At 44.4% G+C, this 20,683-nt stretch carries 20 protein-coding genes; 15 read left to right on the top strand and 5 right to left on the bottom strand.

What is annotated here, in order from left to right; translation table 11 throughout:
- Positions 1-192 precede the first annotated feature (192 nt).
- Positions 193-1,191 carry a substrate-binding domain-containing protein gene (locus AC3CID_RS12335; protein ID WP_017080052.1) on the bottom strand — a complete coding sequence of 333 codons (999 nt, stop codon included), beginning with the start codon at positions 1,189-1,191 and terminating at the stop codon, positions 193-195.
- Positions 1,192-1,388: 197 nt separating this feature from the next.
- On the opposite strand from AC3CID_RS12335, the gene AC3CID_RS12330 reads away from it, so the two are divergent.
- Positions 1,389-1,721, top strand: coding sequence for a tRNA-binding protein (locus AC3CID_RS12330; protein ID WP_004734420.1), 333 nt, complete (start codon positions 1,389-1,391; stop codon positions 1,719-1,721).
- Between the two features lie 148 nt (positions 1,722-1,869).
- Here the strand turns inward: AC3CID_RS12330 and AC3CID_RS12325 are convergent, their stop codons facing one another.
- On the bottom strand, positions 1,870-2,424 hold the full coding sequence (locus tag AC3CID_RS12325; protein WP_123311975.1) for a gamma-glutamylcyclotransferase family protein: 555 nt from the start codon (positions 2,422-2,424) through the stop codon (positions 1,870-1,872).
- Between the two features lie 308 nt (positions 2,425-2,732).
- Here AC3CID_RS12325 and AC3CID_RS12320 point away from each other — a divergent pair, with 308 nt between their 5' ends.
- Positions 2,733-3,917, top strand: coding sequence for an NnrS family protein (locus AC3CID_RS12320; RefSeq protein WP_123311977.1), 1,185 nt, complete (start codon positions 2,733-2,735; stop codon positions 3,915-3,917).
- Positions 3,918-4,008: 91 nt separating this feature from the next.
- On the opposite strand, the gene AC3CID_RS12315 is transcribed toward AC3CID_RS12320, so the two are convergent.
- Entirely contained in the window at positions 4,009-5,019 is a 1,011-nt protein-coding gene (locus AC3CID_RS12315; RefSeq protein WP_123311979.1) for an adenosine deaminase, read from the bottom strand.
- Between the two features lie 354 nt (positions 5,020-5,373).
- Between AC3CID_RS12315 and AC3CID_RS12310 the strand changes: the two genes are divergently transcribed.
- A complete protein-coding gene (locus AC3CID_RS12310) occupies positions 5,374-5,691 on the top strand; it encodes a DUF3622 domain-containing protein (protein WP_009847480.1) in 318 nt (105 codons plus the stop codon).
- Positions 5,692-5,885: 194 nt separating this feature from the next.
- Here AC3CID_RS12310 and AC3CID_RS12305 read toward each other — a convergent pair whose 3' ends face one another.
- Positions 5,886-6,932, bottom strand: coding sequence for a succinylglutamate desuccinylase/aspartoacylase family protein (locus AC3CID_RS12305; RefSeq protein WP_004734415.1), 1,047 nt, complete (start codon positions 6,930-6,932; stop codon positions 5,886-5,888).
- A gap of 271 nt (positions 6,933-7,203) precedes the next feature.
- Between AC3CID_RS12305 and AC3CID_RS12300 the strand changes: the two genes are divergently transcribed.
- On the top strand, positions 7,204-7,743 hold the full coding sequence (locus AC3CID_RS12300; RefSeq protein ID WP_065205066.1) for a DUF3332 family protein: 540 nt from the start codon (positions 7,204-7,206) through the stop codon (positions 7,741-7,743).
- 168 nt (positions 7,744-7,911) lie between these two features.
- Here AC3CID_RS12300 and AC3CID_RS12295 read toward each other — a convergent pair whose 3' ends face one another.
- Positions 7,912-9,384, bottom strand: a complete 1,473-nt coding sequence (locus tag AC3CID_RS12295; RefSeq protein ID WP_488526618.1) for an aminoacyl-histidine dipeptidase — start codon at positions 9,382-9,384, stop codon at positions 7,912-7,914.
- A 456-nt stretch (positions 9,385-9,840) separates the two neighbouring features.
- Between AC3CID_RS12295 and vcdP the strand changes: the two genes are divergently transcribed.
- The 11 genes from vcdP (at position 9,841) to ribBA (ending at position 20,426) form a co-directional block, all read left to right on the top strand.
- A complete protein-coding gene (gene vcdP, locus AC3CID_RS12290) occupies positions 9,841-9,927 on the top strand; it encodes a small protein VcdP (RefSeq protein WP_004734412.1) in 87 nt (28 codons plus the stop codon).
- A gap of 521 nt (positions 9,928-10,448) precedes the next feature.
- Positions 10,449-11,738, top strand: coding sequence for an NCS2 family permease (locus AC3CID_RS12285; protein ID WP_488526617.1), 1,290 nt, complete (start codon positions 10,449-10,451; stop codon positions 11,736-11,738).
- 84 nt (positions 11,739-11,822) lie between these two features.
- A complete protein-coding gene (gene gpt, locus AC3CID_RS12280) occupies positions 11,823-12,287 on the top strand; it encodes a xanthine phosphoribosyltransferase (protein ID WP_017076234.1) in 465 nt (154 codons plus the stop codon).
- Positions 12,288-12,376: 89 nt separating this feature from the next.
- Entirely contained in the window at positions 12,377-13,630 is a 1,254-nt protein-coding gene (gene frsA / locus AC3CID_RS12275) for an esterase FrsA (RefSeq protein WP_488526616.1), read from the top strand.
- A gap of 143 nt (positions 13,631-13,773) precedes the next feature.
- Positions 13,774-14,163, top strand: coding sequence for a sigma factor-binding protein Crl (gene crl / locus AC3CID_RS12270; RefSeq protein ID WP_004734391.1), 390 nt, complete (start codon positions 13,774-13,776; stop codon positions 14,161-14,163).
- A 76-nt stretch (positions 14,164-14,239) separates the two neighbouring features.
- Entirely contained in the window at positions 14,240-15,424 is a 1,185-nt protein-coding gene (proB, locus tag AC3CID_RS12265) for a glutamate 5-kinase (protein ID WP_017099520.1), read from the top strand.
- 92 nt (positions 15,425-15,516) lie between these two features.
- A complete protein-coding gene (locus tag AC3CID_RS12260) occupies positions 15,517-16,767 on the top strand; it encodes a glutamate-5-semialdehyde dehydrogenase (protein WP_488526615.1) in 1,251 nt (416 codons plus the stop codon).
- Positions 16,768-16,923: 156 nt separating this feature from the next.
- On the top strand, positions 16,924-17,373 hold the full coding sequence (nrdR, locus tag AC3CID_RS12255; protein WP_004734394.1) for a transcriptional regulator NrdR: 450 nt from the start codon (positions 16,924-16,926) through the stop codon (positions 17,371-17,373).
- A 10-nt stretch (positions 17,374-17,383) separates the two neighbouring features.
- Complete coding sequence (gene ribD / locus AC3CID_RS12250; protein WP_488526614.1) at positions 17,384-18,499, top strand: bifunctional diaminohydroxyphosphoribosylaminopyrimidine deaminase/5-amino-6-(5-phosphoribosylamino)uracil reductase RibD; 1,116 nt, start codon at positions 17,384-17,386, stop codon at positions 18,497-18,499.
- 52 nt (positions 18,500-18,551) lie between these two features.
- Entirely contained in the window at positions 18,552-19,208 is a 657-nt protein-coding gene (locus AC3CID_RS12245) for a riboflavin synthase (protein WP_004734396.1), read from the top strand.
- 108 nt (positions 19,209-19,316) lie between these two features.
- Positions 19,317-20,426 (top strand): bifunctional 3,4-dihydroxy-2-butanone-4-phosphate synthase/GTP cyclohydrolase II, encoded by a 1,110-nt coding sequence (gene ribBA, locus AC3CID_RS12240; RefSeq protein ID WP_004734397.1) that lies wholly within the window; start codon positions 19,317-19,319, stop codon positions 20,424-20,426.
- Positions 20,427-20,683: the final 257 nt, after the last annotated feature.

Genomic DNA, 20,683 nt, shown 5'->3' with positions numbered 1-20,683 from the left:
AATTGCTTTTGTTTGTGAATAGAACGATGTGAGTTATCGCGTTGTTCTTGGGGGATGAGCAAAAGTGGCGCTCAACAAGTGTGTGATTTATTAAGCGCGATTGTTGGGTATCAGAGTAAGGTAGGAAAGCCCTAACAGAAGCGATTCTGTTAGGGCTTTTTTTTGTTTGTTGTTTGGTGAGTTGACCAGAGCTTAGATTTTCTCTACCGAATTACGGCGCACCAAAGTCGGAGAGAACATCATTGGCTCCGTTGAGGTGTTTTCACCTTTGGCTAAGTGCAACGCGAGTCGTGTCGCTTTCTCTGCCATCATCTGAATCGGGTAGCGAATGGTGGTTAGCTTTGGATGAACATAGCGTGCAATCAAGCCATCATCGAAACCGATGATCGACATTTTGTCCGGCGCTTGAATACCGTTTTCATCTAGGACAGACAAAGCACCTGCCGCCATGTAATCGTTGTACGCAACAATGCCTGTGATCGGCAGAGACTTGGTTAATAGGTTAGTCATCGCGTATTCACCCCCTTCACTGGTGGGAGCTGAGTACTCAATATAGCTGTCAGATAACGCTATTTTGTAATCCGAGAGTGCTGACAAGTAACCTTGTACACGCTCATCGGCATCTTCAATGCTGTGCGATGAAGCGATACAGGCAATATTTTTATGACCATGACGGATCAGATATTCAGTCGCAAGATACGCGCCTTTCTTGTTGTCCAAGAAAATACAACGGTTGGCAATCTCAGCAATATAGCGATTGATCAGCACTAAGCCTTTTACTTCTTTTGCATAGGCAATCAGTTCTTCGTCTGTCAGGCCTTTTGAATGGATCACTAAGGCGTCGCAACGGCTATTGATCAGTAACTCAATCGCTTGTCTCTCTTCTTCACGATCGTGTGAGCCATTACCGACGAGGATATGCTTTCCGTTCTCACGAGCGACATTATCGACAGCCTTAACCAGCGTGCCAAAAAAAGGATCGGAGATATCACCAACCAACACACCGACGGTATTGGTGCTCTGGCTTACCAGCGCGCGAGCATTGGCATTCGGGCGATAGCCGAGTTTAGACATCGCTTTGGTGACGGATTCAATTGAGTTCGCACTTGCCTTCGGAGACTTATTCACGACTCGAGATACGGTTGCAACAGAAACACCAGCTTCTCTTGCGACATCTTTAATTGTTGCCATTTTTAACCTCTATACATTGCTGCATCTATTTAACACCGACAATGAGTGCAAGGCAACGAAACTCTCATTTTACTTCCAGTAATGAGATCTTTACCGCTTGTAATTATTAGGCTTAATGCTAGTGTAAACATTTACATTTTACTTAATTTTAGTAAATGATTTAATGAGTGAAAATAAATCAATATAGGAAGTGAGAAATGGATACTGTCTCTTATGGTGACTTTGCTAAGTTAGAAATGCGTGTCGGTAAGATCATTGAAGTTGTGCGTCATGAAAACGCAGATAAGCTTTACATCGTGCAAGTGGATATCGGTGAGAAGACGCTACAAACGGTGACCAGCCTAGTGCCTTACTACACCGAAGAAGAGTTGATGGGTAAGCAGGTTGTTGTTTTGTGTAATCTAGCGAAGGCGAAGATGAGAGGCCACACTTCTGAGTGCATGTTGTTATGTGCCGAAACGGAAGATGAATCTGAAAGTGTATTGCTGACACCGGAACGTGCGATGCCAGCAGGTATTCGCGTCGTTTAAGCTCGCTTTAAGTTGGTGAACGATCGAGTTCACCAACTTAGGTTAACTCGCTATGCAGATTAATTATGTAGACTAATTAACTATGTAGATCAGGTGATTATGTAGATCAATTAACTATATACACCCATCCATTAACAACGAGCATCAACTAGCTTCGAGCAGTCAGGATTAAATCATCAATCACACTGTGATGGTGATCAGAAACCCCTGCCAGGTTGCCGTATTTAGGCTGGTGGCGATCATTTTCTAATGGGTGATGCCAACCTTGTGTGTGTTGAACAAAGTGCGCCGCAAAGCTTTCAGACACTTCTAAACATCCTGCTAATACCGTATCGACATAGGTTTGAACGATAGGGCTGTTTTCGCAAGGTGCTTCAATCTCGTCTTTGATGTAAACCCAGATCGATTGATCCTGTTTAAACTCATTTTGGCTTTCTATCTGAGAGGCCTTTAATTCGATTCGGTGATAACCACGCTCACGGCGATCAAACTCAGTCAGCGCAATATCGTCCACCTCAAGTAAAACTCCATTCACTTGTCCCTCACCGAGATTGACGATCAAAGGAGACAAAACATAGCTGTCATCGATCTTACTCCAGTGACGAACTAGGCCATGCACTATTGCAGGAATCGCTTGTCCTGTTTGACCTGTGAGTTGACGAGAAGAGGAGTTGATCAAGCTACCATAACCAAAAATATACATCGCGTTCCCTGTCTGTTCTTTTGTATTTGAGACTAGTCTTACTATATGTTTGGCTTCATCAAATGTCAGTAGTTTTTTATTTTACACACTCATGAGTCTAAATGACTTTTATGGGGTGTGTTTAATTGACACTTTTTTGAAGCCTAAAGACTCCTTGTTGATTGTTTTTATTGGCTTTATACCTTTGGCGCGTTTCATGCATTACGTTAGGTAATATTGCAGTGATGATTACTGCATCATGAATTTGACTATGAAATAGCAATTCCCAGAAGCCACTCTTGGCTTGTTATCTGAAGTGAGGAACGAGTTTGTTAAATATCACAGATAAAAGTGTAGAAGATGCGATTCCTGCATATCTTCGATTAGGTTTTAGACCTTTCTTCTTTTTAGGCAGTCTCTATGCTGTGATCGCGATTGTGGCTTGGGTCATCATGTTCCAAAACGGTCAGCCAGAAATGCTAAAAGTACCGGCGCTTTGGTGGCATGTACATGAAATGCTGTTTGGCTTTGCCATGGCGATTGTGGTCGGCTTTGTTTTAACGGCGGTGCAAACGTGGACTGGAGTCAATGGCACTAAGCATTATCGATTGGCTGCTCTGGTGGGATTATGGCTTGCACCGCGTATTCTATTTTGGACTCCTGCGCCTTTGTGGCTGATCTCATCGGTTGAGGCACTGTTCTTGATCTTTTCCGCTTACGAGATTGGTTTCCGAGTTGTGAAATCAAAAGGCTGGAAGAACCTGTTCTTTGTTCCGTTGTTTATACTGGCTATCGTGGCGAATTTTGCTAGCTATGCAACCGTTAAGGGCATGCCTCCATTTCCATCGTCTGCAGTATGGCACGCGATGTTGTGGTGGTTTACGTTGTTATTGTCTGTAATGGGTGGACGAGTGATTCCATTCTTTACGGCGCGTCGTTTTGATTTTGAAAAAGCACAGCCACTCGTTTGGTTAGAATGGTTAGCGAATCTACCTTTGGTTGGTTTATTTGTATTGAGCTTCTTCCCATTGACCTTTGCTCAAGTCGGCAATGAGTTAATGGTATTTGCAGGTGTGACTCAATTGGTGCGCTTTATCCGCTGGAAACCTTGGACTACGTTATCTGAGCCCTTGGTGTGGTCGCTGCATGCGGCTTACCTATGTATCCCTTTAAGCTTGCTGCTACGTGGTTTATTAGACAACCCGTTCGCGAGCCACAACATGTTGCACTTGTTTGCGATTGGCGGTTTGAGTGGGCTGATTTTAGCGATGATTACGCGCGTGACAATGGGGCACACAGGTCGTGCAATCTATAAAGGGCCAAGTATGGCTTTAGCGTTCTCGGCTATTTTTATCGCGGCTTTGGTTCGCAGCGTAGGTGTGACATTCTTCCCGGCGTATTTATTTGAGATGGTTAACATCAGCGCGGGTTTATGGACGTTAGCATTTGGGTTGTTTATCTGGAAGTTCGGTATGATGCTTTTAACGCCAAGAGTGGATGGTCATCCGGGGTAAGCGTATTGATTTTCGAGCCCATTTTGAAAGGGAAGCACTGAGCTTCCCTTTTTTGATCGCAGCAAAGCTCCATTCTCAAAGGTCTATTCTCTTAGTGAGTATTCTCGGCAAGATATTGGCGCACTTGTGCAATGAGATCTTCTTTGGCGTGAGGCGAGATGAAACTCGCTTCGACAGCATTAATACTGAATTGCGCTAATTCGTTTTTAGTCAGTGGATGAGCATTGGCGACGGCGAGGAAGTTATCATTCATATAGCCGCCGAAGTAAGCCGGATCATCGGAATTGATGGTGACGCACAACCCTTTTCTCAGCAACTCGACGATATTGTGTTCTTGCATGGTGTTGAAGACTTTAAGCTTGGTATTCGACAGCGGGCATACGGTCAGCGGTGTGCGCTTTGCTATCAACTGTTCCATCAAGTCTTCATCTTCAACACAACGAACGCCATGATCAATACGGGTGATGCCTAATAAGCTCAGTGCGTCACTAATATTTTGCGCAGGGCCTTCCTCTCCGGCGTGTGCGACAGTCAGGAAGCCTTGGTTGATCGCCTTTTGGAATACATGTTTAAACTTCTCTGGCGGATTGCCCTGTTCTGATGAATCTAACCCAACGGCAATGATCTTAGCTTTATAGGGAAGGGCTTGTTTGAGCGTTTCAAAAGCGCTGTCTTCATCAAGGTGGCGCAGAAAGCACATGATCAGTTGGCTGCTGATGCCAAGTTCTTGCTCCGCTTGATTCAAAGCTCGAGTAATCCCGCCTATGATGACTTCAAAGGCAATGCCACGTTCGGTGTGGGTTTGAGGGTCAAAAAAGATCTCAGTATGAACCACATTATCTTGTTGGCACTTGAGTAGATAAGCCCAAGTTAGGTCATAGAAATCCTGTTCATGAATCAGTACGTTAGCGCCTTGATAATAGATATCGAGAAAAGACTGAAGATTGTGGAATTGGTATGCGTCTCTTACTTGGTCTGGGTTATCAAAGGGAATCGACACGTTATTGCGCTTGGCCAGTTGGAACATCAGCTCAGGTTCTAGCGTGCCTTCAATATGTAAATGCAGCTCAACCTTGGGTAAATGTTTGATGAAGCTATCCATAGCAACTCCTTAGCTATTTTAATTATGGGCGGAGTAGGCGAGACAGTAGAGTCTGTAAACCTGAGCCTGCAGATTATCTCTTTCATTTATCTCTGTTTGAGCGTAGTTCATTTCATTGTTGTCGATAAAACTGCACAGAAGTTGATGATGAATCGAGAGTTACGAACCCATTGAAATCAGGCGCAAACGATTTGCAGCATGGGAGTGTGATCCGCTGCAAATATTTGCAGCAATATTCATTGATTTGTGCTCTAATACCGCGCTTACCAAGGGATGGTGTTAAAAGATGCTCACTTAGATGGAGTTATCAAAGTGACCGATCCCTTAATGATCTCCCTTAGGAAAAAATAGAACATGTCTAAGAACAAAAAATTTGATATCCGCCTTACAGAAAAACGCAACGGTTGGTGTGCAGAGATTACTCGTCAAGTAACGTCTCGCAGCACAACAGTATCTAAGCGTGAGTCTGGTTTCGAAACTGAAGCTCTAGCACAAGAGTGGGCAGAGAAAGAGCTAGCATCTTTCATCGCAAACCAAGCTGAACGTAACGAGCGTAAATCAGAGCAGCGTAAAGAGCGTGACGAACTACGTCACACTAAAGAGCTTAAAGCTGAGCAAGCACGTGAAGCACGCGCAAAAGCTCGTGAAGAAGAGCAAGAAGACGCTGAGTAATCCAGTGCACAATTAATTTACAGGTCCCTTAATTTTAAGATAAGGGACAAGTAAAAAAAGCCCCGATATAGCTTTTCTCTTTCTAGTTAAAAGTTTATCGGGGCTTTTTCATTTGTGGCGTATTAGTCTGGATCACGTAACCACTCATGGTTGGTGGCTACGTATCTGATTCACTAATTACCCGAATCTGGTCCTTAGTTGTTTAGCGCTGTCAGCCAATCGTCTTCCGCGACTTCTTCAATGTAACTCTCTACAGACTGTCCCACTTCATCATCATCTTGCTTGAAGTAAGCAATGTGGAATACTGCGTCACCTTCGTTTACCAACGGTAGAGTTTGTTGACCAATCACGATACCGCCTTTAGTGGTGATTACTTGGCCTTCTTGGTGACCCAATGGAGAACTGATGTAAGCCAGGGTTTGTCCTGCTTCAACTTGTTCGCCAAGCCTTACCATATTACGCAAAATGCCGTCTGATTCAGCGCGGATCCAACTGGTCGATTTACTCAATACTGGCTCTGGTAACTTCTTACGGTTAGGGCGCAGCATGCCGATTTCTTTCATCACTTGATGCACGCCAAGGTAACCCGCACGAATCGCTAGGTGATCAAAACGCAGCGCTTCACCACCTTCGTAAGTTAATACAGGAATACCCAGTTTTTCCGCTTCGCTGCGCAATGAACCATCACGCAGTGGAGAATCTATGATCACGGGTGTTGCGAACGCTTTTGCGATGCGCAGTGTTTCAGGGTTCGACAGGTTTGCACGGATCTGTGGCAAGTTAGTACGGTGAATCGCGCCGGTGTGTAGATCCAGAATGTAATCACAGTGCTTCGCTACGTTCTCAAAGAAGGTGTGAGCGATGCGTGATGTCAGTGATCCTTTTTCACTTCCAGGGAAGCAACGGTTCAGGTCACGACGGTCTGGTAGGTAACGAGACTTATGAATAAAACCAAATACGTTAACGATAGGCACAACAAGTAGTGTTCCTTTCAGTTTCTTTGGATCAATCGCATTGGTCAGTTGTCGTGCAATCTCAACACCGTTTAATTCATCTCCGTGGATCGCCGCGTTTACCATCAGTGTTGGACCCGCTTGGCGACCATGAATAATTTCAATCGGGATCGAAAGTGGAGAATGCGTGTAAAGCTGAGCCGCTTGCAGTTCAATCTCCATTCTCTGTCCTGGCTGAACAGTATAACCAAGTAATTCGAATGGTTGATTAGGTTTTAGTCTTGCCATTTAGGTTGTTCTCAACATGGTGATAATTCGTTAACACGGAATGTATCAATCGTTGATTTTTAGTACGAATCAATCGCTTTACGGTGACGACAAAACTTTTTTATGGAGGGGTTTCTTAATTGGTTTCTGTTTTTGATTTGGCTAGTTAGAAGGAGTTTAGAATTGTGAATTTCCTGACAATACATTGATTTAACGCTGATATTTATTGTTCGGTTGGTTGGTACTATCCATCGCCATTTTTTGGCGGCCAAATTCAAATATCGAGATCAAAATGAAAAAAACAATTTCAAAAGTTGTAGCACTAGCGGTGGTATCTGTTGCTCTATCTGGCTGTGTGGGTAGTAACGCAGTAACGGGTTACCTAATGAAGTTCAACATCAAGGCTGTTGACAACCGCTACGCTCGTGGTGGTTTGAACATACTACTTGCACCTGCGTACGGTCTAACGGTTGCTGCCGATTACCTAGTATTTAACTCACTAGAGTTCTGGACGGGTAGCAACCCACTAACAGGTGCTCCGCACATCTTTGATACTAAGACTGATACTTACCTTGATATCAACGATCAGCTTGATAAGTCACTGACTGAAGCGCCAGTAGGCCCGATCACGAGTGCCGATATGATTGAGAAAGGTCAAATGCAGCAGATCGACGAAAACACTATCCAAATGGACATCACTTACCAGTCTGGTGAGCGTGCGACGTTAATCGGTGTTCGTGATGGCGAGATGGTGACGTACTTCATCGACGGCGAAGTCGTGGCACAAACTTCAATTGATGAGCTAGAAAGCTACGCGGCTTCACGCGCTTAATTATTTAGTCACAAGTAGCAGTGACAAAGATTAGATACAAAAACAGGTACTCATTGAGTACCTGTTTTATTTTGTTCTTAATAAACGGTGTTTACTGAAAAGTGCTATTTATTGAAGAGCCCATTTATTGGAAAACACCATTTACTGAAAAACACATAGCTAATCGATTTATGCTTTTTCTGGGATCGCAGCAAGTAATGCAACCATTTGGTTCCAGAACAATTCAACAGTATCGATCTTCACTTTCTCATCAGGAGAGTGTGGGAACTTGATCGTTGGGCCGAAAGAAACCATATCCATGTTCGGGTAAGGTTCTTTGAACAGACCACACTCAAGGCCAGCATGGATAACCATAATGTTTGGCTTGTGACCGTAGATGCCTTCGTACATGTCGCGGAAGATATGCATGATCTCTGAATCTGCGTCTGGTTTCCAACCTGGGTAAGCGCCAGAGAACGCGATGTTAGCGCCTGCTAGTTCAGCAACAGAGTGAAGCATACTTTCTACTTGGCTACGACCAGAGTCGATAAGAGAACGGATCAAGCAAAGTACTGTGATTGAATCTTCTTCCGTTGTGATAACACCTACGTTTAGAGACGTTTCAACAACACCTTCAATCTCGTCACTCATACGAATCACGCCGTTTGGACATGCGTTAAGTGCCGCGATAAAGCGAGCTTGGTCTGCTGACGCTAGTGCGCCCATTTCTACAGAAGCTTCTTCATTGAAAGTCACAATGCTGTCTTCTACTTTACCTAGCTCTGTTGAAAGCAGCTCAGTGTAGTAGTTGTATAGCGAAGCTAATTTCTCTTGGTTTGCAGCAGGAACTGCAACCGTTACGAAACCCTCACGAGGGATCGCATTACGAAGGCTACCACCTTTGAATTCTACGATGCGAAGGTCTAGCTCTTTTGCGTGACCCGCTAGGAAGCGAGCAATCAGTTTGTTTGCGTTTGCACGACCGGTGTGGATGTCACAACCAGAGTGACCGCCTTTTAGGCCTTTTAGCGTTAGCTTGCGTGTTACGAATTCAGCTGGAATCGCATTACGTGCAATTTCAAATGTCATTGCACCGTCGATACCGCCCGCACAACCCATGTACACTTCGCCTTCTTGCTCTGAGTCAGTATTAAGAAGGATATCGCCTTCTAACCAACCGGCTTCAAGACCGAACGCGCCAGTCATGCCTGCTTCTTCATCTACAGTGAGTAGAACTTCGATAGGGCCGTGTTGGATTTCGTTTGAAGCAAGAACCGCTAGGCAAGAAGCCATGCCCATGCCGTTATCAGCACCAAGCGTTGTGCCTTTTGCTGTAACCCACTCACCATCGATGTATGGCTGGATTGGATCTTTTGTAAAGTCGTGATCAGTGTCTTCGTTCTTTTGTGGAACCATATCGATGTGAGCTTGTAGCACGACACCTTTTTTGTTTTCCATACCCGGCGTTGCTGGCTTTTTGATGAATACGTTGCCTGTTGGGTCGCGACGTACATCTAGGCCTTGCTCTGTTGCCCACGCAATAATGTATTGAGCAAGCTCCTCTTCATGTTTTGAAGGGTGCGGGATTGAACAAATTTTATCGAAAAACTGCCAAATAGGGGCAGGGGACAATTTACTGATCTCAGAATGGAATTCAGACACGGATGACTCCTTTTTTATTTGATAACCATATATTTAGGGTTTCTATAGGTAAAAACTTAGAATAAAAATCTAAAATATGGGTCTGTTTTGATGGCAACAGCATACCACTTGAGCGTTTTGACGAGTAGCGGTTATAAACCTCAAATACCTCAAATTTTGAAAGCGGTCTTGTCCATCTGATCATAATTAAGAGACTTGATGCTTATAAATGGCGTAGGCAAACGTTTGTTTAATTCTATTGTGTAATTTAATTACATAAATAAGTTTTCAAAATAACCAAAATTGACCAAAAGTGTGACGTATAGCAAAAAATACTTGTAATCTTTTTTCTTTAGAGTATATTAATAACCAACTTCTGAGATGAAGAGTAAATGCTCAAAGGATGAGTCCGTTTTATCGCCTCCAAGGAACCGAGAAATCAAATTCGTTTTTTATTGATTTATTAAGGTGATAGTTATGAAAGGTTTACCATCTGCAATGTTCTGGATTAACAGCTCTGTTTACACTAGCAACTTTGCATACCCTACAAGCTTTGGTTACTAATACCGTAAGCATGTAACTCGAACAGTTTTGTTCACCCCTATATATTGGAATTCTTTTACAGCCCTTTTGGTTGACAGATTCTACCGCCACTCAGTTTTGAGTGGCGTTTTTTTTGCCTGCTACTTTCCCAAACCGCTTTCGCTTGTCACTTTCTTTGCTGTTCTTAGTGGTTGTTTTTTAAACGCCAAAATATCAATTTGCGTCTTATTACTGATTCTGTTGAAAAATACACAACTCTTGTGGGTTTAAATTGAGAATATGATGGCTACATTCTCAATGGAAATAACCGATGGTTGAAAAAATAACCAAGTAACATTATCGCCTTTATTTTGATTAAACCATTGTTTTTAATCATTATTATTCTTGTTACTTCTCGTTTTTAATCGCTTTGTTTCATACGGCATTCTGATAAATATCGATTAGAGCCTTAATTCTATCTGGAATTTGTTATTTGATAACTTTATAATCCACAGCCAATCGTTTACGCAACCGTTTACTTTTTACCCTTATAGGATTCGATAATGTTCGAAAAGCTATTCAAACTCAGTGAAAATGGCACCAATGTGCGCACTGAAATCATCGCAGGTCTAACAACCTTCCTAACAATGGCTTACATCATTTTTGTAAACCCAATGATTCTAGCTGATGCTGGTATGGACCATGGCGCTGTATTTGTAGCAACCTGTTTAGCGGCTGCTATTGGCTGTTTCATCATGGGCTTTGTTGCTAACTACCCAATTGCTCAAGCTCCAGGCATGGGTTTGAACGCATTCTTTACCTACGCTGTTGTAATGGGTATGGGTTATACATGGCAAGTTGCTCTGGCAGCGGTTTTCGTATCAGGCGTAATCTTCATCTTCTTAAGTATCTTTAAGATTCGTGAATGGATTATCAACTCGATCCCTATGTCTCTGCGTGTTGGTATCTCTGCTGGTATCGGCCTTTTCCTAGCGTTTATCGCGCTTAGCAATGCAGGCATCGTTGTTTCTAACCCAGCGACTAAAGTTTCACTGGGTGACATTACCGCGATTGCTCCTATCTTAGGCGCGCTTGGTTTCTTCATTACTATTGCTCTTGTTCACCGTGGTGTGAAAGGCGCAGTAATGATCGCGATTCTCGCTATCACAGCGATTGGTATTGCGATCGGTGACGTTCAATACGGCGGCATCATGTCGACACCACCAAGCCTTGCACCTACATTCATGCAGCTTGATTTTTCTGCTGTATTTGAAATCGGTATGATTTCAGTTGTATTCGCATTCTTGTTCGTCGATTTGTTCGATACAGCGGGTACTCTGGTTGGTGTTGCAACGAAAGCAAACCTAATCAAAGAAGACGGTAAACTACCGCGCTTGAACAAAGCACTGCTTGCTGACTCTACAGCAACATCTATTGGTGCATTGCTAGGTACATCAAACACAACTTCTTATGTTGAGAGTGTTGCGGGTGTTGCTGAAGGCGGTCGTACAGGTCTAACTGCTGTTGTTGTTGGTATCTTATTCCTACTGGCTCTTTTCTTCTCGCCACTTGCAGGTATGATTCCGGCTTACGCAACATCAGGTGCACTTTTCTATGTAGCAATTCTGATGATGTCTGGCCTAGTTGGCATTGATTGGCGTGATCTTACGGAAGCCGCACCAGTCATGGTAACATGTCTGCTTATGCCGCTGACGTACTCTATCGCTGAGGGTATCTCACTAGGTTTCATCGCTTACGCTGCAATTAAGCTGCTAAGTGGTAAAGGTCGCGACGTTTCACCTGCGGTATGGGTAATGTCCGTTATCTTTATTCTTAAATACATTTTCGCTTAATCGTCTAGATTTCTGCTTAATCGCTGAAGAGGCTATGTTTGAAATAGCCTCTAATAACATGACAAAATTATTAGGTTTTATACTATGAGCAACAAATTCATTATCACTTGGGACAACATGCAGACTTACTGCCGTCAACTTGCTGAAAAGCAAATGCCAGCAGAGCAGTGGAAAGGCATCTGGGCGGTAAGCCGTGGTGGTTTGGTTCCTGGTGCAATCTTGGCTCGTGAGCTAGGTATTCGTCACGTAGATACGATTTGTATTTCTAGCTACGACCACGATCACCAGCGTGATATGACTGTAGTTAAAGCACCTGAAGGTGATGGTGAAGGCTTCTTAATCGTTGAAGATCTTGTTGATAGTGGTGACACTGCACGCAAGCTTCGCGAAATGTACCCTAAAGCGAAACTGATTGCTGTTTGTGCAAAACCATCTGGTGCACATTTATTAGACGAGTACATCGTGGATATCGCTCAAGACACATGGATTGAGCAACCTTGGGATACTAGCTTAAGCTTCATTGAGCCAGTAAATCGCAAGTCAAAATAAGCGTAAACTTAGTTTTTTGAGAAATGACCCTTTATAGGGTCATTTTTTTTTATATGATTAGTAACAACCATTTCTTATTAAGTATCCCAATGTCTGAATCAGAAGAAACGAGCTCAAACCTTTCGGAAACCTTGTTTGTAAAGCACAAGCAGGCCAAAGAGACCTCAATGCTTACTCGCTACATGCCAAGTTCAGAAGAACTGTTGGATAAAAAGCGTGAAGAGCAGAACTCATCTTGGTATCGAAACCTAAGACGTCTTCAGTGGGTATGGCAAGGCGTTAACCCAATTGAGCAAGAAGCGGTATTGGCTCGCATTGCGTCATCAGACAATTCACGCACGACTGATGAGTGGCTAGACACCGTGATGGGTTACCGCAGCGGTAACTGGGCATACGAGTGGACCAAGCTGGGTATGCAGCATCAGAATCGCTCGAATGAAAAGAACGGCGAAGAAATGGCTGAAGAGTTATTTTCAGCATCGCTGTGTTTCAGCATTGCGGGCTACCCACATCTAAAGAACGATAACCTTGCTGCTCAGGCACAGGTATTAGCGAATGCGGCGTATTCTGAAGCGATCAAACACACCAAATTGATCGTCAAACAAATCGAAGTGCCGTATCAAAACAAAAAGATTAAGGCGAACTTACATCTAACCAAAACAGACAAACCACAACCTGTCGTGATCGTGAGTGCAGGTTTAGATAGTCTGCAAACTGACATGTGGCGTTTGTTTAGAGATTACCTAGCACCGAAAAACATTGCGATGCTAACGATTGATATGCCGTCGATAGGGCACAGTTCGCATTGGCCTTTGACGGAAGACTCTTCTTGCCTGCATCAAGCCGTGTTGAATGAACTGGCTAACATTCCATGGGTGGACCATCATAAAGTCGGTCTGTTTGGTTTCCGATTCGGTGGTAACGCGATGGTGAGGTTATCCTTCCTTGAGCAGCACAAACTTAAAGCCTGTATCTCTCTTGGCGCACCGATCCACGATATCTTTGTTCATGCGGACAAACTAAAGCAGATGCCCAAGATGCATTTGGATGTGTTGGCTTCTCGCCTTGGCAAAGGAGCTGTGGATATCAATAGCCTTTCTGGGCAACTGATGGCTTGGTCATTGAAGGTGCAAGGCTTGCTGGCTAATAGTAAAACCAGTGTTCCTATTTTGGCATTGGCTTTGGAAGGTGACCCTGTTTCACCGCATCTGGATAATCAACTGGTTGCTATTTACAGTGATTACGGCAAAGCGAAGAAAATCAAAACCAAATCAATTACACAGGGGTATGAGCAATCCCTCGAATTAGCGATAAAGTGGCTTGAGGATGAATTATTTAGATGACATTTCTCCGAAATTAGTTAAGCATGAAAAGTGTACAAAGTAAGTACCTGATACTCAGAGATAATTTATAAAATCCAACTGCGTGCTTTCTACGTATTGCAGTCTGAGTAACGTCATTCTTAACATTGAAATGGAGATTCAATATGTCAGAAGTGACACAACAACCTACGCATTATCGCTTGTTAAACGTTTTAAAGGCTATTGGGCCTTACTTGAGGGAGCCGCAATCAGAAGATGGTCATTACATTTTTGATTGCTTGTCTGTGTGTGTGAACGATAAAAAGTCACCAGAAGAGCGTGAGTTCTGGGGCTGGTGGTTAGAGTTGGATAAGTCGGAAGAAGGATTCTCGGCGAAGTACAACACGGGTAAATACAACATTGATGGTAACTGGGATCCTTTGCCATTACCTAAAAAGGCGGTCGCTGAGGTGTCTCGAACTCAAGAAGCCTTTCACCAAAAGCTGGTTGACGAACTTCAAAAGAAATTTGAAATCGGCGTTCAGTTAGACGAAGAGTCTGTCGAATTCGTCTGATTTTGAAGGTTACTCTTCTCTATAAAGCAAAAAGGTGCGATTTCGCACCTTTTCTGCTTGTGAATTCCCCTGTTGATTGCTAAAACATCACCTCTTATTTGTTTTATTCATAAAAGACTTCATGACAACAAATCATCAAAGCGGGACAACAACACAGAGTAAAACTGTCGTTGTTAAACTGGGTACCAGTGTCTTAACTGGTGGAACATTGGCATTAGACCGCGCTCACATGGTTGAGCTGGTTCGTCAATGTGCTGAATTAAAAAAACAAGGCCACTCTGTGGTTATGGTTTCGTCTGGTGCAATTGCAGCCGGACGTGAGCACCTTGGTTACCCCGCACTTCCCAACTCGATGGCGAGCAAACAATTGCTTGCAGCAGTTGGGCAAAGTCAGTTGATTCAAGTTTGGGAGTCTTTGTTTGCTATCTATGGCCTTAAGATTGGCCAGATGCTACTGACTCGTGCTGATCTCGATGATCGCGAGCGTTTTCTGAATGCACGTGACACGATCAACGCGCTCGTTGAGCACGATATTATTCCGGTAGTAAACGAAAACGACGCAGTAGCCACCAATGAAATTAAAGTGGGCGACAACGATAACTTATCGGCACTGGTTGGTATTTTATGTGGCGCTGATAAGCTTTTGTTACTCACTGACCAAAAAGGCCTGTTTACGGCAGACCCACGTAAAGATCCGAATGCTGAACTTATCAAAGAAGTAAAAACCATTGATGACACACTGCGTAAGATCGCAGGTGGCAGTGGTACTACGTTAGGTACCGGCGGCATGGCGACAAAACTGCAGGCGGCTGATATTGCTCGTCGTGCGGGTATCGAAGTGATTATTGCAGCAGGCAGTGCTGAAAATGTGGTGTTTGATTCATTGAGTGACAACCCACAAGGCACACGTTTCTTGCCTTTAGCTGAAGCGCTTGAAAACCGTAAACGTTGGATTCTAGCGGGCCCAGCTTCTGCTGGTGACATCGTAGTCGACGATGGAGCGGTGAACGCAGTTAACACCAAGGGCAGTAGCTTGTTGGCGAAAGGGGTTGTTCGAGTTAAAGGCGAATTCTCTCGTGGTGAAGTCACTCAAGTCACAGACAGCAAAGGCAAAGTCATTGCGCGTGGTATCGCTAGCTATTCAAGCCAAGACCTAGCAAAAATTGCAGGCAAGCACAGTAAAGATATTGGCGACATTCTTGGATACGATTATGGGTCAGAAGTCATTCATCGTGACGACCTAGTTGTGATTCAAGAGTAGTTCGTGATGATAAGGCGATGCGCTGCGAATATACATAATCGTAAATCGCCTTTTTACATCCAAAGACAGACAGAATTTAGGGAGAGTTAAACGTGGATTTAACTAACATGGGTATTGCAGCAAAAGACGCTGCTTTCCACCTAGCGACCGCATCTACGGCGCAAAAGAATAAAGCATTGGCGATCATCGCTGATGAGCTAGAAGCAAACGCAGCTACGATTTTAGAAGCGAACGCAAAAGACATCGAACTTGGCCGTGAAGCCGGTCTGACTGACGCACTGCTTGATCGTCTACTTCTCAACGAAGAGCGCTTAACCGGTATCGCTAACGATGTTCGTAACGTGATTAGCCTGAACGACCCTGTGGGCAGCGAAATGGACAGTAAGGTACTGGAAAACGGTATGTCACTGTCTCGCCGCCGTGTGCCACTTGGTGTGGTCGGTGTTATCTATGAAGCGCGTCCAAACGTAACTATCGATATTGCAGCACTGTGTCTGAAAACTGGTAACGCAAGCATCCTACGTGGCGGCAAAGAGACATTCTTCTCAAACATGGAGCTGGTTAAAGTAATCCAGTCTGCATTAGAGAAAGCGGAACTTCCTGCCGCTTCAGTTCAGTACATTGAGAAACCTGATCGTGAATTAGTTTCTCAACTGCTTAAACTGGATGACTACGTGGATATGATCATTCCTCGTGGCGGCGCTGGCCTGCACAAGATGTGTAAAGAGAACAGTACTATTCCAGTTATCATCGGTGGTTTCGGTATCAGCCATATCTTTGTTGATGAGAGCGCTGATCTTGAGAAGTCTGTTGATGTGGTTGAAAACTCGAAAGTTCAACGTCCATCTGCATGTAACTCATTGGATACGCTGCTAGTGCATGAAGCGGTTGCTGAAGCTTTCTTAGCGCAGCTAACACAGCGTTTAGCGGGCAAGGTTACCTTGGTTAGCGATGCTAGTGCAAAATCTTTGATAGCGGGTTTTGAAGACCAACGTGATGCAGTGGAAGGTGACTTTGACACTGAGTGGCTAAGCTACACGCTAGGCGTAAAAGTGGTAGCGGATGTGGCAGAGGCGATTGACCACATGCGTGTACATAACGCGAGTCACTCAGATGCGATCATGACCAACAGCCTAGAGAGCTCAGAGCGCTTTATTAACTCTGTCGGTTCTGCGGCGGTTTATGTGAATGCATCAACACGTTTTACTGATGGCGCACAGTTTGGTTTAGGCGCTGAAGTCGCAGTCTCAACCCAGAAGCTGCACGCTCGCGGTCCAATGGGCTTAGAAGAACTGACAAGCTACAAATGGGTAGGTAAAGCGAACTATTTGATTCGCGGATAACGCTGGTCGTTAATTTTACTCCTCAGCTCATTTTTGAAATGGCGATCGAGTAGCAATAATCAATGAATCACCACACAAAAGGGCCTTAATTGGCCCTTTTTCTTTCCTAACGTTTGGCAATTCCGTTACACTGATATTCAATTATTTGGAGGTGATATGCATTGTCCTTTTTGTTCAGAGAACGACACTAAAGTAATCGATTCAAGACTGGTAGCCGATGGCCATCAGGTTCGTCGTCGCCGTCAATGCCTTGCATGTAGTGAACGTTTTACGACTTTCGAATCGGCAGAACTTGTGATGCCGAAAGTCATAAAGTCGAATGGAAACCGCGAACCATTTAATGAAGATAAAATGGTGGGTGGTGTACAGCGCGCCCTAGAAAAACGCCCAGTGAGTGCTGATGCGATTGAACTTGCGATCAGTACGATTAAGTCACAACTCCGTGCAACTGGTGAGCGTGAAGTACCAAGCGAGATGATTGGTAATCTTGTTATGGGTCAATTGAAAGAATTGGATAAAGTGGCGTACATTCGTTTTGCCTCTGTTTACCGCAGCTTTGAAGACATCCGAGAGTTTGGCGAAGAAATCGCTAAATTAGAGGATTAACGCCTCAGTCATGTCAAACTTTACTCCCCTAGATTTTCAAATGATGTCGCGTGCTATTCAGTTAGCAAAGCGCGGCATTTACACCACTGCCCCCAACCCTAATGTTGGCTGTGTCATCGTACAAAGTGACGGTCAGATCGTTGGTGAAGGTTTTCATGCTAAAGCTGGCGAACCTCATGCTGAAGTGCACGCCATGCGAATGGCGGGCGACAAGGCAAAAGGTGCAACCGCTTATGTCACGCTAGAACCTTGCTCGCACTATGGTCGAACGCCACCTTGTGCTGAAGGTTTGATTAAGGCTCAAGTAGCCAAAGTGATTTGTGCGATGCAGGACCCAAATCCAAAAGTTGCAGGTCGTGGTATCAAAATGTTACGCGACGCCGGTATTGAGGTTGAAATCGGCTTGTTAGAGCAAGATGCTCTCGACTTGAATCCTGCATTTATCAAGCGTATGCAAACGGGCATGCCATTTGTTCAGTTAAAGATGGCGGCGAGCCTTGATGGCCAAACGGCATTGGAAAATGGTCAAAGCCAGTGGATCACGTCGCCAGAAGCGCGTCGTGACGTTCAGAACTACCGAGCCAAATCAGGTGCTGTGTTATCAACCAGCCAAACGGTGATTGAAGACAACGCGTCGCTGAATGTTCGCTGGGCCGAATTGCCAAGCATTACCAAAACAAATTACGTTGAAGACGAGCTGCGTCAGCCGATTCGCGTGATCCTTGATCGCCAAAATCAGCTGTATCCTGAGCTCAAGTTATTCCAGACTCCCACTTCGGTATTGAGAGTCGCTGAAACCTCTGCTGATATTGAGGTCGGAACAACGGACGCTGGTCAGCTTGATTTACACGATTTGATGCGTCAATTGCCAGCGAACCATATCGATCATATTTGGGTCGAAGCGGGCGCGACATTGGCAAAAAGCTTGATTGAAGCGCAGTTAGTGGATGAGCTAATCCTCTATTTAGCGCCTAAACTTATGGGCAGTGACGGGCGAGGTTTAATGGGCGCATTAGGGCTCACTTCAATGTCTGATGTGATTGACCTAGAAATTAAAGATGTTCGACAGGTTGGTGTGGATATTCGCATCGTCGCGAAACCTATTATCGCGACGAAACCACAGTAGAAATAGTCATTCCAACAGCATACGTGTCGTTGACAACAAAAAGAGTTTTAAAATGTTTACAGGAATTGTAGAAGCCGTAGGTACATTGAGTGCAATTACTCCCCGCGGAGAAGACATCACCGTAACGGTTAATGTTGGTAATCTTGATATGGCTGACGTTAAGTTAGGCGACAGTATCGCGACCAATGGTGTGTGTTTGACGGTCGTTGAGTATAACGACCACAGCTATAGTGCAGACCTTTCGCTTGAGACCCTGAAAAAAACGGGTTTTGTCGATTACCAAGCTGGCGACAAGGTCAACCTAGAGAAAGCAATGCTACCGACCACGCGTTTCGGTGGTCATATCGTATCGGGTCACGTTGATGGTGTCGGTGAGATTGTTGAGCGTAACCAAGTTGGTCGTGCGATTGAGTTCTGGGTTGAAATGCCAGCAGAGATCTCAAAGTACGTGGCTCAAAAAGGTTCAGTCACCGTTGACGGCATTAGCCTGACTGTGAATGATTTACGCAAGAATGCCTTTAAGCTGACGATCGTTCCTCACACTTCTTCAGAAACCACCATCGACCAATTCAATGTTGGTCGTAAAGTGAATCTAGAAGTCGATGTATTAGCGCGCTACATGGAGCGTTTACTGCAAGGTCAGCAACAAGAATCTGAGCCTGAATCTCGATTAACGATGGAATTCTTACAGCAGAATGGTTTTGCCTAACCGTTGGTACAAAGTGCACTAAACATCACTTTGTAAAAGCGAGCAATATCATCAGGTTTAAATAGTGTCGGTTCTAGGAAGCAGAACCATTTCAAAGGATATAGAACAATGCCAATTAGTACTCCTCAAGAAATTATTGAAGACATTCGCCTAGGAAAAATGGTTATCCTGATGGATGATGAAGATCGTGAAAATGAAGGCGATCTAATCATGGCAGCAGAACATGTCACGCCTGAAGCGATTAACTTCATGGCGATGTACGGCCGTGGCTTAATTTGTCTAACGTTGACCAAAGAGCGTTCAAACCGTATGGGTCTAGCGCCTATGGTTCAAGATAATAATGCTCAATACACAACCAACTTTACGGTTTCGATTGAAGCTGCTGAGGGTGTAACTACGGGGATTTCTGCATCAGATCGCGCCGTTACCGTTCAAGCGGCTGTGGCAAAAGATGCGAAAGCCGCTGACCTTGTTCAACCCGGGCATATCTTCCCACTGACAGCTCAAGAAGGTGGTGTTCTAACACGCGCAGGCCACACTGAAGCAGGCTGTGATTTAGCTCGTCTAGCAGGCTGTGAGCCAGCATCTGTTATCGTTGAGATCCTAAATGACGACGGCACCATGGCTCGTCGCCCTGATCTTGAAGTCTTCGCTGAAAAACACGATATCAAATTAGGCACCATTGCTGACTTGATTGAATACCGCAATAACACTGAAACGACAATTGAACGTGTAGCGCAATGCCATTTGCCAACAGAGTTTGGTGACTTTGAGCTTGTGACTTACCGTGACACGATTGATAACCAGATCCACTACGCGATGCAAAAAGGTGACCTGTCTGTGGGCGCTCCTCTAGTACGTGTTCACCTGCATGACACGTTCACCGATCTACTTCACTCAGACCGTGGTACAGAGCGTAGCTGGTCACTAGATAAAGCGATGAAGCGCATTGGCGATGAAGGCGGTGTGTTGGTTATTCTGGGCAACGAAGAGTCGTCTGATTCTTTGATTCACAAAGTGAAGACATTCGAAGCTCAAGATAAGAATGAGCAACCAACCATGGCGAAGAAGCAGGGTACCTCTCGTCGTGTTGGCGTAGGTTCTCAGATTCTACAAGACCTAGGCGTTCACGATATGCGTTTGCTGTCTTCAAGTACTAAGCGTTACCACGCATTAGGTGGTTTTGGTCTTAACGTTGTTGAGTATGTTTGCGAGTAAGTCGATATATCTCTGTTTATAGCAACATAATTTACCGATGATTCCAGTGGCTCTTTTGGTGATTAGTTTTGCCAAAAGAGCAAAGTAGTTAAGCCCGATCCAAAACGTGTTAAATACACGAGCTTGACTACTGGTTGCTCCTATATGGTTGAGAGCCGTGCTGCGTTATCATCTTTACATCTCCGGTGTCTGTTCTTCTAAATTAGCATTAGATATTGCTCACAGTTTTGTGCTAGAATCCGGCGATTCTCACTTGA

Source organism: Vibrio sp. QJM3NY_21 (assembly GCF_057785975.1).
This window is presented reverse-complemented; position numbering and strand designations above follow the sequence as displayed.

What these genes read in the sequence shown, in the direction of transcription:
- AC3CID_RS12335 (WP_017080052.1), bottom strand. Translation starts at nt 1,191, where the DNA reads ATGGCAACAATTAAAGATGTCGCAAGAGAAGCTGGTGTTTCTGTTGCA.
- AC3CID_RS12330 (WP_004734420.1), top strand. Translation starts at nt 1,389, where the DNA reads ATGGATACTGTCTCTTATGGTGACTTTGCTAAGTTAGAAATGCGTGTC.
- AC3CID_RS12325 (WP_123311975.1), bottom strand. Translation starts at nt 2,424, where the DNA reads ATGTATATTTTTGGTTATGGTAGCTTGATCAACTCCTCTTCTCGTCAA.
- AC3CID_RS12315 (WP_123311979.1), bottom strand. Translation starts at nt 5,019, where the DNA reads ATGGATAGCTTCATCAAACATTTACCCAAGGTTGAGCTGCATTTACAT.
- AC3CID_RS12310 (WP_009847480.1), top strand. Translation starts at nt 5,374, where the DNA reads ATGTCTAAGAACAAAAAATTTGATATCCGCCTTACAGAAAAACGCAAC.
- AC3CID_RS12305 (WP_004734415.1), bottom strand. Translation starts at nt 6,932, where the DNA reads ATGGCAAGACTAAAACCTAATCAACCATTCGAATTACTTGGTTATACT.
- AC3CID_RS12300 (WP_065205066.1), top strand. Translation starts at nt 7,204, where the DNA reads ATGAAAAAAACAATTTCAAAAGTTGTAGCACTAGCGGTGGTATCTGTT.
- vcdP (WP_004734412.1), top strand. Translation starts at nt 9,841, where the DNA reads ATGAAAGGTTTACCATCTGCAATGTTCTGGATTAACAGCTCTGTTTAC.
- AC3CID_RS12285 (WP_488526617.1), top strand. Translation starts at nt 10,449, where the DNA reads ATGTTCGAAAAGCTATTCAAACTCAGTGAAAATGGCACCAATGTGCGC.
- gpt (WP_017076234.1), top strand. Translation starts at nt 11,823, where the DNA reads ATGAGCAACAAATTCATTATCACTTGGGACAACATGCAGACTTACTGC.
- frsA (WP_488526616.1), top strand. Translation starts at nt 12,377, where the DNA reads ATGTCTGAATCAGAAGAAACGAGCTCAAACCTTTCGGAAACCTTGTTT.
- crl (WP_004734391.1), top strand. Translation starts at nt 13,774, where the DNA reads ATGTCAGAAGTGACACAACAACCTACGCATTATCGCTTGTTAAACGTT.
- nrdR (WP_004734394.1), top strand. Translation starts at nt 16,924, where the DNA reads ATGCATTGTCCTTTTTGTTCAGAGAACGACACTAAAGTAATCGATTCA.
- ribD (WP_488526614.1), top strand. Translation starts at nt 17,384, where the DNA reads ATGTCAAACTTTACTCCCCTAGATTTTCAAATGATGTCGCGTGCTATT.
- AC3CID_RS12245 (WP_004734396.1), top strand. Translation starts at nt 18,552, where the DNA reads ATGTTTACAGGAATTGTAGAAGCCGTAGGTACATTGAGTGCAATTACT.
- ribBA (WP_004734397.1), top strand. Translation starts at nt 19,317, where the DNA reads ATGCCAATTAGTACTCCTCAAGAAATTATTGAAGACATTCGCCTAGGA.